The organism is Shewanella sp. Scap07, assembly GCF_013394145.1.
GTDB lineage: Bacteria > Pseudomonadota > Gammaproteobacteria > Enterobacterales > Shewanellaceae > Shewanella > Shewanella waksmanii.
The window spans coordinates 3683371-3696755 of record NZ_CP041329.1; the positions used below are offsets into that span (position 1 = coordinate 3683371).

Below are 13385 nucleotides of genomic sequence, written 5' to 3' on the forward strand. Positions count from 1 at the left end.
TTATAGGGAATAAACATGAAAAAAGTAATCATAGGCGGACTTTGCGCGTCCTTGCTGACGGGATTAACAGCCTGCAACAACAAAGAAGCCGAAGTGGCAGCACCAGAGCCAACAGCCACCGCACAGGCGGTCACAGAAGCACTGGGATCAGGTATTGATTTTGCAAATTTTGATAAGTCAGTGCGCCCACAAGATGACTTTTATTCGTACGTTAATGGCACCTGGCTTAAAAATGCTAAAATCCCGAGCGATCGTACCAGCACGGGGTCATTCTATGACTTACGCGAGCAAGCACGCGATGACGTAAAAGCCATCATTGAAGACGTGGCGGCGACCCCTAACCTAACAGCTGGTAGCGATGAGCAAAAAGTCGCTGATTTGTATCGCTCATTCATGGATGTCGACACTCTGAATAAGCTCGGTGTTAAACCAATTCAAGCAGAGCTAGACAAAGTTGCAGCGCTAAAATCTAAAGATGAATTAGCTAGCTACTTTGCTCATAGTCAAGTGATTGGTGGTGGTACACCGCTAGCATTTTATATTAACGTCGATGCAAAAGACTCAAGTCGTTATGCCACTCACATTTGGCAATATGGCTTGAGCCTGCCAGAGAAAGACTACTATTTTAATGACTCTGAGCGCTTTGTTAATATTCGCCAAGCTTTCGTAGAACATATCGAAAAGATGTTTACCTTAGCTGGGTTAGCTAACCCCAAAGCCAGCGCCGAGCAGGTCCTTGCCCTTGAGACAGCCATTGCAGAGCGTCATTGGGATGTGGTTGAAACCCGCGACAGCAGCAAAACCTACAACAAATACCAAACCAGTGATTTAGTTAAACTCGCCCCCGATTTTAACTGGGCAGGCTATCTAAGTACCTTAGGTGCAGACAAGCAGTCAGACATTATTATCAATCAACCTAGCTTTATTGAAGGCTTCAACGAAGTACTCAAAGCCAATGACCTTGCTGTATGGCAAACCTATATGCAATGGCAACTGCTGACTCACTTTGCCGGTAATATGAGTGAAGCGCTGGATCAAGAGAATTTTGCATTCTTCTCGAAAACACTAAATGGCCAAGAAGAGCAGCAACCGCGCTGGAAGCGTGGTGTCAGCACTGTCAGTTCAGTACTGGGTGAAGTCGTCGGTAAAGTTTACGTTAAACGTCACTTTGCGCCAGAAGCGAAAGAGCGTATGCAAGTGTTAGTCGAAAACCTACGTAAAGCTTACGGTGAAAGCATCGACAACCTTGAGTGGATGAGCGCCGATACTAAAGTCGCCGCCAAAGATAAATTGGCGAAATTTGACCCGAAAATCGGTTACCCTGATAAATGGGAAAACTATGACAAGCTCACCATTAGGGCTGACGATCTGTTGGGTAACAGCATCCGCGCTAGTGAACTGTCCCATGAAAAAGAGCTAGAGAAATTAGGTGGCCCGATCCGCAAGTGGGAATGGCACATGACACCGCAAACGGTTAACGCCTATTACAATCCAACAATGAATGAGATTGTATTCCCAGCAGCCATCTTACAACCTCCTTTCTTTAACATGAAAGCAGATGACGCGGTTAATTATGGCGGCATTGGTGCAGTTATTGGCCACGAAATGGGTCACGGCTTTGACGATCAAGGTGCCAAGTTTGATGGTGAAGGCAACATGCGTGACTGGTGGACCGAGCAAGATCTAAAAGAGTTCGCTGCGCGTGGTAAGGCATTGGTTGAGCAATACAACAACTATGCAGTATTTGATGATTTGCATGTCAACGGCGAACTCACCTTAGGTGAAAACATCGGCGACCTCAGCGGTGTAACGATTGCATATAAAGCCTATAAAATGTCGCTGAACGGACAGCCTGCCCCAGTGATCGATGGTTTAACCGGTGACGAGCGCTTCTTTATTGGTTTCACGCAAATTTGGCGTGCCAAAATTAAAGAAGAATCAATGCGTAACCGCGTAGCCACAGATCCGCATTCACCAGCTCATTTCCGAGCTGTTGGTGCACTATCGAATATGCCTGAATTTTACAGCACTTATGATGTAAAAGAAGGAGATGCTATGTATATAGCGCCAGAAAAGCGCGTCAAAATTTGGTAATTAGCCGATAATATATTACCTTTAAAAAGAGCGCCTTAGGCGCTCTTTTTGTTTATTGTGATCAAGATTAACTTTAGTTCACCTGCCATTCAGCATAGATTAAGTAATGGCCAGTTACAGTGAGGTTCCTAACGAGTAATGAGGATCTTCATGAACAAGTTATTTCGTACCTTTAGTATCTTTCTTCTCCTGCTATCGACGCGCTCAGCCTTTGCCACGCCGGTAGACATTCAAGCACAAGTTAAAGAAGCTAACGACCACTACGTGGTTCGCCAATCCCTCAATAAAGACCTCGACGGATTACTGTCTATCCCATCGCAAACCTACTTAACACGCCAGTTTAGCCACGATATCGATGAGCTTTATCTACACGCCCCAGAGGCGCAGTCAGAGCTGTTGACTATGCTGGATAACCTCACCGGCTCAATTCCCGGTGAAATTATCAGCCCTGACATTAAAAGTTACTCTCGTGCGCAACAAAAAATCGCTAACAAATTTGACGGTGACGCCAGCCAACTGACCGATATCGTTCGTGCTAGCGTGGTAAGTCATAACATTGCCGATCTGGTCTCTGTCTATGAAGGTTTAAGCCATCAAGCTAAGATAGTGCAAGTAAAAAATCGTTTTGCTAGCCCCAAAGAATCTGGCTACCGAGACATCAACCTATTGGTCAAACTCCCAGACACCGACATGATTGCAGAAGTGCAGTTGCATCTTGGTGCCATCGCAGATATCAAAAGCGGCGACGAACATTTGGTCTATGAGCAAATTCAAGCGATTGAGTTACTTGCCAAACAGCAAGTTCGGCCAATCAACGATTTAGAGCAACAACAAATCATTCAACTTAGACAAGATTCACACAAGCTTTATCACAAAGCTTGGTTGCAATATAAACGCACTGACCGTGCGACACTCCTCACAGCCCAAGCAGCATAAACCGCTCTTGTGGCCATCAATCAACTAACAAATTAGCGCAAGACCAGATATACTTGCGCTAATAATCACTTTATAGCGAAACCACGATGCACGACATCATAGAGCGCCTTAGGGACCTTAGTGAAACAGTTCCTGTTCCCTTAACCCTACCGACCTTTGATCAGCTAGTTCAAGTAGAAGAAGAGATCCTCATCCCGCTTCCTGCAGAACTCAAAGAGTACCTGTTATACGCCAGCGATGTTATTCATGGCACGATTGAGCCTGTCACCGCCAGCGATCCTTATTCGCATACTTATTTGCCGGAAGTCACTTCGTATGCTTGGTCGATTGGTATGCCTCGGGAATACATTGCCATTTGTCAGCAGGGAAACAACTTTTACAGCATCGACCAAGAAGGTCAGGTGTTGTTATGGAGTGAAGACGAGTTGGAAAGTGAAACTTGGGAATCTTTTTGGCAGTGGGCCGAAGAAGTGTGGATTCAAAGTTAGTCATTAAAGCGTCACGGTTTAACGACACACTTATCTTATATTTACCGGAAAAAGAGTTAAATTATCATGGCTAACAATAGCAGCCTCAATGCAATCGAAATTAAATATTTACGTCTATCTTTAGGTTTAAGTACCGCACAAGTTGCAGATCTGGTTAACGTCAGCGCAGAAGCGGTTGAAGCATGGGAGGCTGGCGAAGCTGAAGTCTCGGGCTTGGCCACAAAAAAACTACTTGAATTTGATGAAACAATTGAGATGCAAGTACTCAATACCTGTGACGGAATTGAAGCACTATTCGAAAAAGAGCCTAAGCGCACCTTGAGCTTTGTTGTTTACGATAATCAAGCAACCTATCTGCAATACAACGCTGAATTTATTGGCGCGCTGCCACTGGCTGAGCTGTATAACACCTCGGCATGGCGGATCAAAAAAGAGTGTAAGCTAGTGCTAGAGGTTGATGTTACATTGGTGCCTATGGATGCACAGGCATACCGTGAATATCGAGACTTACAAGGGTTAAAAGAAAACCCTGAAAGTCGAGCTAAATGGGCTGCAACCCAGCTTTAAATCAGCAATAAAAAAGCATCGGTAACGATGCTTTTTTATTACCGCTGCACTATTGGCTAGCGGCTATTTCTTTATCTAGCCCGCGCTGCATTGCTGGTCGTGCCGTCACTCTATCACGGTACGCGACTAACTTAGGTGGAATATCTTGCTCAAACCGAGTCGCCCACAAAAGCGTATGCGCCAATAAAATATCTGCTGCACTAAAGCGTTCACCCAACAGGTAGCCAGATTCAGGCACCCAGGATTCGGCAATGGCCGCGGCTTTATCAAACTCCCATTTTGCCACTGCAAACATGCTTTGCTGTCTTAGGGCCTCAGGTAAAGCAAACTTATGTTTACCTATGGTCCATAGCGGTTGTTCTAACTCAGAAATAATATAGCTTACCCATTTGTGATGGGTCGCTGCCTCCGCGGTGCCTGGTACAGGTAATAACGCACCATCACCATACTTTTCTGCAAGATAGAGTACGATTGCTGCCGACTCAGACAGACACATATCACCATCTCGTAAAGCCGGTACTTTTGCACACGGGTTTACCGCTAGAAATTCGGCATCTTTGCCATCACCATTAGCAAAATTAATATGGCGATACTGCCAATCGAGCTGCAACTCTTCCAGTGTCCAAGAAACCCGCAGTGAACGGCTACGCGGAATACCAAATAACTTGATCATAAAACTCCCAGCAACGCAGTAATGAAACATCAAGGTTTAACATAACCGCATCGCCGCAGAAAAGGTAGCTGTCAATAACAGAGAAATTGATCTCATTTGTAAACAAACACCTCAGGCCATTAGCCGACCTGAGGTGCAATTACACTAGAACTTATAGCTAGCTTGCAGATAGACAAATCGCCCTTGGCCGCTATGAACGGTCGGAACGTAACCCATGAAGTCGTGATAAGAGAACGGTGGCTCCTCATCCAGTAAGTTGGTTGCACCGAGTGTCAGCACAGTATTGTCCAACCCTAGATAATTAATCGAAGCATCAACCGTCATCATGGCATCAACCTTATCCATCCCCTCTTTCTGAACCGCTTCTTTTTGTTCAAACTCACCAACGTAATTAACACCTAGGTAGGTTCTAAAATCAGTCAACTGCCAATCAACCCCAGCAGTCCAGCGCACTTCAGGCTGTTCAAAATCCCCCGCGCTAATATTGATACGTTGACCACCATCAGCATCCGGACGTTTATCTTCATATTCAAGCATGTAGTTCATTACATAACTAAACTTAAACTCACCTACACCAGTTTCAAGCAGATATTTAGCATCTAAATCGATACCGCTTGTGGTTAAATCACCGATATTTTGGAATGAGTCGTAGATACGCACAACTTCACCGGGATCGTTCGGTATCGTTGATGGGAGTCGTTCAACGACATTAGGATCATCACCATAGTTACTGAATACATATTGAGTATCTGAATCAATAATATTTTCAATATCGTACATGTAGTAATCAAGAGAGAAGTTAAGATTGTCGGTCACATTAAAAATCATGCCCACGTTATAACTCGAAGACTCCTCTGGCCCCAATTCAGGGTTACCCTCAAAAATAGCGGTATATTCTTGCGACTCACAAGCTTTGTTGATATTCCCTACGGCTTCACAACGGATAGTATCAACTAAGTTAGGTGACTCGTCGGTCCGCCCAAGGCCTAATTGTGCTAAAGATGGCGCTCTAAAAGCCGTGCCCCAAGAACCTCGAAAGGCGAGATCATCAGTTGGCGACCATAACACTGACACCTTAGGGTTAGTGGTGGTACCAAAATCACTGTAATCTTCATAACGTACGGCAAGCTGTACTTCTAACGCATCCACAACAGGTACGGCAACTTCAGCGTAAATAGCCATATTATCACGCTCACCATTTGCCTGTGTTGCTTCGGTGCCAAAGACTTCTCCGCGCAAGAACTGGTCATCTGGGTTATCACTAATAGACTCTTCGCGGTATTCCGCACCGATAGCAATCATCAGATCCCCGGCCGGCATTGCCACCAAGGGGCCGGACACCTTCGCATCTAGCGATTTATTGGTTGACTCGCCCACACGGGTGGTGGTGGTCTCGATATAATCCAGCACTTCTTGGCTGTTCGATGAAGGTTCAAACGGATCCCAGCTGGCGTTATCAATCGACTCTTGTGCTCGGCGTGCATTGGGGAAGCCATCGACGCCTCTTTCAACAGATTTGCTATTGATATAGCTAAAAGCCGTCTCCCAGTCCCATTCGCCAACTTGCCCTCTTATGCCCACGACAGTACGATAATAATCTGATTCAACTTCCTTTTTACGATTACCAATATCCACCATACGACGACGCATAGTTAAATCTTGATTATGGAACTCATGGTCTGCCATGTTGGCAAAAGGGTGGTTGGGGTTATCGGCAGACATAAACAACTCGTTAAAGCTCGGACTGCCCGCGCCTTTAACTATGGTCTTGGCGCTTTGACCATTAAACTCTGCAAAGCCTTGGAGGTTATCGGTTATGTCATATTTACCAAGGTAATTAACGCTAAAGCGTTTATTGGCCGGCACCATCGTCATAACGGGTGCATAGTCATATCGACACAGATTGTTGACTAAATCGATATCCTCAGGCGCACAAACATCATTACCAAAAGTATCGGGTAGACGATTGGTGGGGTCTGACTTGAGCGCGATAGTGCCTGGGAAGCCAGAGGAGCTGCGCATATCTTCTGCAAATGGGTCATTAGGGCGCAACGCCGATTGATTAGAAGATTTTGAATAATCGCGATCGCCATAAAGCACTTCTTCACGATTAAAATAATCTAGAATAAAGGTGTGACTGCTATTGTCAGTGTTATTGCCCCACACTAAGCTCACACTCTCTTCTTGGCCGCCACCTTGGCTGGTATCACCAATTTTGGCGCTCACTTCCGCGCCGTCGATATCATCACGCAAAATGATGTTAATAACGCCGGCTATCGCATCTGAACCATAGGTGGCCGACGCGCCATCTTTGAGAATATCGACCCGCTTAATCGCCGATACGGGAATATTATTCACGTCGACAAAGGCCGTATCGATACCTTTCGCAAATGGGCTGACCGACACACGGCGACCATTGACCAGAATCAAGGTCGAGTCTGCACCTAACCCCCGTAATGATACACTTGAGCCACCATTAGCCGTGTCATCACTACTGTTTGCTTGTGTTGAAAAGGTACCTTGTCCAGATATGGGGAGTTTTGAAAACAAACCAATGAGATCCGTTGCCCCCGAATTGGCAATGTCCTCTTCTGACAGTGATGTTACCGGGGAAGGCCCTTCCATATCGGTACGTTTAATGTGGGAGCCAGTCACCTCAATGCGTTCGATTTCTTCTTCGGCAGCCAAGAGGTCATTGGCAAATACAGCGCTGACAGCCAACGCACACAGCGTCGGCACTTTTGTTACTAGGTTCATTGTAATCATCCTTTGATATTATTATTTTTCAATAACTTGACTACAACAAACTTCAGTCAACTGCGTAATGCTCTACGCGGTAATTAAACTATCGCCTAAATTAGAAAAGTCAAATAAGTAATCTGTACCGGCAGTAAACAATTGATGACAAGCTAACAAGGTCACGGCACTCAACCCTAAATACGAAACCGTCATCAGACAAAGTTCAGCTTGCATAATTTGTTAATGCTCTCAATAATTAATTAACGACTAACAAGAGTGAGCACTGCTGATAATTTAGTGCCACTGAACGTCAATTAGGTCATTTAAATGAGCATCAAAACACTGTTAGTGATTGAAGACGACGAGTTTATGATTAAGCAGATCACCCAGTTGTCTGCGGCGGTAGGATTTACAAACCTATTGCTCAAAGACGATCTTCCCAGTGATGATGACTATCAACAAGCCGATTTGATTATCACTGACATCAATGTGCCAAAAATTTCCGGTATTGCGCATATCGATAAAATAATTCAGCTTGCGCAGCGCAAACCCGTAGTAGTGATTTCAGGTCTTGATGAGCAAACACTAGACTCGACGATTGCGGTGCTTAAACTGACCAAAGTGAATATTGTGGCAAGCTTTACTAAGCCGTTCAATCGTAAAGATTTTAAATCGATACTGAGCCAATATAGCTAGCCTTGTGGCTGACAGTAGAATCCGACACCACCGCAGATATTTCAATCATGCATGGTACGAGTTAAAGCAGAGTTGTTGGTTGAAACCATCCACGCTAACAATTTTATCGTTGAAAAAAACCTTGAAGCGGGTAAGTTAGACTGCTTGCCTGCATTTAAATCAAGGAAACGTTGTTTTAGCATGGAAAAATCAGCCTCAACCCAATCCTCGTCTCTCTCTCAGCCTGTTTCACTGTTAACGGCAATTGGCCCCGGTATATTAATGGCTGCAGCTGCCATTGGCGCATCCCACTTAGTGGCTTCAACCCGTGCCGGCGCAGAATTTGGTTGGCAGTTAGCTTGGCTAATTTTGGCCGTTAATCTACTTAAATATCCATTTTTTGCAGCAGGTGCGCGTTATACCGCGGCAACAGGCCAAAGCCTACTGCAAGGCTATTTACAGCAAGGTCGCGGCTACTTGCTGCTGTTTATGGTCTTAAACAGTATTGCGGCGGTGGCAAGTACTGCTGGGGTAGCAATGCTCACCGCAGCTATGCTGAGTTTATTTGTGCCACTGGCTATCGATGTACTCGCACTAATAGTTTTAGTGTCAAGCTTATTGCTACTTACTCTTGGTCACTATGCGCTGCTAGATAAAGTCACCAAAGTGATCATGTTGCTACTCACCATTACTACCTTAATTGCGGTAATGTTAGCTTTTAATTCTAGCGCCAGCATAGCTCCTGAAATCGCTTCAGCCTCTCCGTGGCAGTGGGCGCAAATTGGCTTTCTTGTGGCCATGATGGGCTGGATGCCTGCCCCAATCGAAGTATCGACTTGGAATTCGCTTTGGTTACTGGAGAAACAAAAAACGCATCATATCAGTCCGCAACAATCGCTATTTGATTTTAATTTAGGCTACGCCACAACGGCGGTGTTAGCGGTGGTGTTTTTAGCATTGGGTGCCTTGGTTATGCATGGCAGTGGTGAAGAGTTCTCAGCCTCTGGGGTCAAGTTCGCCGCTCAACTCATTGATATGTACACCCATGTACTTGGTGAACAAACCCGTTTACTGATTGGCTCCGTGGCGCTGTTGTGTATTTTTAGCACCACGGTCACTGTCATTGATGGTTATAGCCGCACATTAGATCATGGCTATCAGTTGCTATCTAAGCAAAATAGCAGCAATAGCCGCTTAACGATAACAATGTTAACGGTCAGCGCCCTTGGATTGGGGATCATTTTGTTCTTCAAAGGGGCGTTATTACCGTTACTAGAATTTGTGATGATTCTGGCGTTTTTGACCACAGTGGTCTTCGCTTGGCTCAACTATAAACTGATGACCTGTGACGCACTGCCTAAAGCTCAGCAATACGGTACTAGAATGAAGGTATTATCAGCACTAGGATTCATCTACCTCATTAGTTTTGCGCTGCTTTTCTTATACTGGCTTGGCACCAAGTAGCTTTGCCCCCTAAACCGACTATCAACACAGGTTCCTGCTAGGCAAGATGCCAAGCGGCCATTAACCATGGAAATTCGATGCGACAATATAGTCTATTAAACAACTGGGCTTTTAACCGCTTGGCAGTGAGCTTATTACTGCTAGTTAGTTTTAACAGTGCCAGCTCCAGCGCGCCTGCTCAAACGACAGCCACAAACAAGCAAGTCATAAACAAGCAAGTGACGATAATTTCTGTCGCTAAGGCGCAAGCGTTAACAGAGCAAATTGCCGTGACAGCACAGGCACTTTCAGGTCACCCTTTTAGTGGTACTGTGGTTATCGAGCAAGCTGGGCAGCCACTAGCAAGCTGGGTCGCCGGTGATGGTATCAACGCCAACAGTAGCTATGTGATTGCCTCACAGTCAAAACAGATCACTGCAGCATTAGTACTTGCCGCCGTCGACAAGCAACTGATTTCACTCAGCGCCCCCATCAACCAATACCTTGGCACAAAAACATCGCCTCAGCCCTATGATGAAGCCATCACTGTTCACCACTTACTCAGCCATACATCTGGCGTGACGCCAACAGGTCAAGACAATCAATTCACTCCGGGATCGCAGTTTCGCTATAGCAAGCTGGGTTATGAACTGTTAGCGCAAATACTCATCAAAGTGGAAAATAAACCCTTTGAGCTTCAAGTCGCTGAGTTTGCTCGCCAATCTTCTTTACCACAGCTATATAGCGATACAGGCTCGTTAGTTGCAATCAAACAGCAGCAAGCCAACCTTGCCATCGGCAGACATGAAGCTGGCAATAAACTGATACCAAGCGATGTCCATATCAATCAGGGACTGCTTGCCGCTGGCGGCCTGCAAGCCTCGGCAACCACACTCAGTCAGTTTATGCACCAACTGCATGACGGCCAATTACTCAGTGCAGCCAGCTACCAAGCTATGGTTAGTCCCCACACTGCACGCCCACACCGTTGGGGGAATACTCGCTATGGTTATGGACTACAAATCCATCAGCAAGATCAGTTGATGGAATATAGTCATGGTGGCTATATTGCAGGCTATAGTAGCCTCACACTGTACTACCCCCGTCAGCAACTCGCTGTGGTATTGCTAGAAAACACCAGTTTGACACTTGGAGATATCGATCGCGCTTTTGCGCTGCACGATCATTTGCGAGAAAAAACCCGCCAATTGCTGCTAGATGTAGAAAAATAATTCAATAGGCGGTGGCGAGTCAGTTATACTATGGCGACGAGATCCCGCCGCCGCGGAATCCACTACTGAGCAAAACTTGCAATGATTAACAACGATATATTACGCCGCCTTCGCTTTGTGTTTGATTACAAAAACGCCAAGATGATTAAAATCTTCGCTAAAGTAAAACACGAAATGCCTCAAGAGACCTTACTCGACATGCTCAAGAAAGAGTCTGAAGAAGGCTACCAGCCATGCAATGATAGAACCATGTGTTTGTTTTTAGATGGCCTCATTATAGAAAAGCGTGGCCTCAGAGAGGGTGCAGAGATCCCTGAACCGGTATCTCAGTTAAACAACAACCTGATCTTTAAGAAGCTGCGTGTTGCCTTGGAAATGCGAGAAGACGATATTATTTCAACACTTGCGCTCGCAGATTTTAATATGAGCAAATCAGAGTTAGGCGCACTATTTAGAAAGCCTGGCCATAAACACTTTAAAGAGTGTGGCGATCAAGTTCTACGTAACTTTTTGGCTGGTCTGTCGATTAAGCATCGCGGTAAATAGGCCCAGACAACATCCACTAAAAAGCACAGCACCGCTGTGCTTTTTTTGTTGCTGTACAAGCTTAGGCACTGCCTATGCGTTTAAAACAATATGCCCACCCATCAGTAGTAAAAATATTCACTAATTTCCTCACTGAAAAGACAACAAAGATCACACTTTGTGTTAATCTTGCCAAACTTTAAAAGACAGCTTACCCAATAACAAAAAACATTAAGGTTACCCATGGACGATAATAAACGCCCGCTATATCTTCCTTTTGCTGGACCGGCCATTCTTGAAGCGCCTTTGATTAACAAAGGTAGCGCTTTTACTGAAGAGGAACGGATCTTTTTTAACCTTGAAGGCCTACTTCCTCACGTCATTGAAACCATTGAAGAGCAAGCCGAGCGCGCCTACGATCAATATAAAAATTTCAGTAACGATCTCGATCGCCACATCTACTTGCGTAATATTCAAGACACTAACGAAACGCTATACTATCGACTAGTGCAAAACCACATTACCGAAATGATGCCGATTATCTATACCCCAACGGTCGGTATGGCATGTGAGCGTTTCTCTAAAGATTATCGTCGCAACCGCGGCCTGTTTATCTCTTATCCAAATAAAGATCGTATTGATGACATTCTCAATAATTCGACCCGCCAAAAAGTAAAAATCATTGTAGTGACCGATGGCGAGCGAATTTTAGGGTTAGGCGATCAGGGGATTGGCGGCATGGGGATCCCAATTGGTAAGCTATCGCTATACACCAGCTGTGGTGGTATCAGTCCGGCTTATACCCTCCCTATTACTTTAGATGTGGGAACTGACAACCCGCACCTACTTGAAGACCCAATGTATATGGGCTGGCGCAATCAACGTATCGGCGGTGAAGAATATGCCGAATTTGTTGAAGCCTTTATGCAAGCCGTTCATCGTCGCTGGCCAGATGCACTAATTCAGTTTGAAGATTTCGCACAAAAGAATGCCATGCCTTTGCTGGAGCGCTACAAAGATCAATACTGCTGCTTTAACGATGACATTCAAGGCACTGCAGCCGTCACTGTTGGCTCTTTACTGGCAGCCTGTAAAGCCGCAAATACCCAGCTAAGCAAGCAAACTGTCGCCTTTTTAGGTGCAGGTTCAGCTGGCTGTGGTATCGCAGAAGCCATTGTGGCACAGATGGTATCTGAAGGGATTGACGAGACTCAAGCCCGCAGCCAAGTGTATATGGTCGATCGCTGGGGCTTATTGCAAAATAACATGCCAAATTTACTGCCTTTCCAGCAAAAGCTTGCACAGCAGGCAGACCATATCGCCAGCTGGCAAACTGATAATGACAATGTGTCCCTATTAGATGTCATGCAACATGGAAAACCAACGGTATTAATTGGCGTGTCTGGCGCACCTGGGTTATTTAGTGAAGAGATCATCAAGGCTATGCACGCTAACTGCCCACGTCCGATAATCTTTCCGCTTTCTAACCCAACTAGCCGTGTGGAAGCAACACCTAAAGATATTCTGCATTGGACACAAGGCCAAGCACTCGTCGCGACTGGCAGCCCCTTTGAACCAGTGGTGATAGACGAGCAAACTTTTGAAATCGCTCAGTGTAATAACAGCTACATATTCCCAGGCATTGGGTTAGGCGTATTAGCTGCCGGCGCTAAGCGTGTCAGCGATGAAATGCTAATGGCATCAAGCCGCGCACTAGCCGAGTGTTCACCTTTGGCAAAACAGGGTGAAGGTTCGTTACTGCCAGAGCTTGAATCGATTCATGAAGTCAGTAAGCACATTGCCTTAGCCGTGGGTAAAGTGGCAATTGAGCAAGGCCACGCGCTACCTTGTAGTGATGAGCTGCTATCGCAAGCCATCGAGGCTAACTTCTGGACTGCTGAGTACCGCCGTTACAAGCGTACCTCTTTCTAGTTCATCAGTTAGATACCTTTAAACGTAAAAGCGGCTCCGAGAGTCGCTTTTTTATTGCTTAATCGCAGTACTGTTAAGATT

Annotated in this window: 12 protein-coding genes; 9 read left to right on the forward strand and 3 right to left on the reverse strand. The window is 45.5% G+C overall.

From position 1 onward, the window contains the following. The first annotated feature begins 15 nt into the window (after positions 1 to 15). The 4 genes from FLM48_RS16170 (at position 16) to FLM48_RS16185 (ending at position 4085) form a co-directional block, all read left to right on the forward strand. A complete protein-coding gene (locus tag FLM48_RS16170) occupies positions 16 to 2094 on the forward strand; it encodes a M13 family metallopeptidase (RefSeq protein ID WP_179025325.1) in 2079 nt (692 codons plus the stop codon). A gap of 150 nt (positions 2095 to 2244) precedes the next feature. After that, entirely contained in the window at positions 2245 to 3030 is a 786-nt protein-coding gene (locus FLM48_RS16175; protein ID WP_179025326.1) for a RelA/SpoT domain-containing protein, read from the forward strand. Positions 3031 to 3116: 86 nt separating this feature from the next. Next, positions 3117 to 3518 carry an SMI1/KNR4 family protein gene (locus FLM48_RS16180; RefSeq protein WP_028774162.1) on the forward strand — a complete coding sequence of 134 codons (402 nt, stop codon included), beginning with the start codon at positions 3117 to 3119 and terminating at the stop codon, positions 3516 to 3518. A gap of 66 nt (positions 3519 to 3584) precedes the next feature. After that, entirely contained in the window at positions 3585 to 4085 is a 501-nt protein-coding gene (locus FLM48_RS16185) for a DUF4447 family protein (RefSeq protein WP_179025327.1), read from the forward strand. Positions 4086 to 4134: 49 nt separating this feature from the next. Here FLM48_RS16185 and FLM48_RS16190 read toward each other — a convergent pair whose 3' ends face one another. From FLM48_RS16190 to FLM48_RS16200, 3 genes are all read right to left on the reverse strand, one after another. Beyond that, positions 4135 to 4758 carry a glutathione S-transferase family protein gene (locus FLM48_RS16190; protein WP_179025328.1) on the reverse strand — a complete coding sequence of 208 codons (624 nt, stop codon included), beginning with the start codon at positions 4756 to 4758 and terminating at the stop codon, positions 4135 to 4137. A gap of 144 nt (positions 4759 to 4902) precedes the next feature. Beyond that, positions 4903 to 7515, reverse strand: coding sequence for a TonB-dependent siderophore receptor (locus FLM48_RS16195; protein ID WP_179025329.1), 2613 nt, complete (start codon positions 7513 to 7515; stop codon positions 4903 to 4905). A 72-nt stretch (positions 7516 to 7587) separates the two neighbouring features. Beyond that, positions 7588 to 7731 (reverse strand): hypothetical protein, encoded by a 144-nt coding sequence (locus FLM48_RS16200; RefSeq protein WP_179025330.1) that lies wholly within the window; start codon positions 7729 to 7731, stop codon positions 7588 to 7590. Positions 7732 to 7824: 93 nt separating this feature from the next. On the opposite strand from FLM48_RS16200, the gene FLM48_RS16205 reads away from it, so the two are divergent. From FLM48_RS16205 to FLM48_RS16225, 5 genes are all read left to right on the forward strand, one after another. Next, entirely contained in the window at positions 7825 to 8193 is a 369-nt protein-coding gene (locus FLM48_RS16205) for a response regulator (RefSeq protein ID WP_179025331.1), read from the forward strand. A 180-nt stretch (positions 8194 to 8373) separates the two neighbouring features. Next, the gene (locus FLM48_RS16210) at positions 8374 to 9636 is read left to right on the forward strand and encodes an Nramp family divalent metal transporter (protein ID WP_179025332.1); all 1263 of its coding nucleotides are present in this window, start codon (positions 8374 to 8376) and stop codon (positions 9634 to 9636) included. Positions 9637 to 9713: 77 nt separating this feature from the next. Next, the gene (locus FLM48_RS16215) at positions 9714 to 10847 is read left to right on the forward strand and encodes a serine hydrolase (RefSeq protein WP_179025333.1); all 1134 of its coding nucleotides are present in this window, start codon (positions 9714 to 9716) and stop codon (positions 10845 to 10847) included. 81 nt (positions 10848 to 10928) lie between these two features. Continuing rightward, positions 10929 to 11393, forward strand: a complete 465-nt coding sequence (locus FLM48_RS16220) for a DUF1456 family protein (RefSeq protein ID WP_179025334.1) — start codon at positions 10929 to 10931, stop codon at positions 11391 to 11393. Between the two features lie 222 nt (positions 11394 to 11615). After that, on the forward strand, positions 11616 to 13304 hold the full coding sequence (locus tag FLM48_RS16225) for an NAD-dependent malic enzyme (RefSeq protein ID WP_179025335.1): 1689 nt from the start codon (positions 11616 to 11618) through the stop codon (positions 13302 to 13304). Positions 13305 to 13385: the final 81 nt, after the last annotated feature.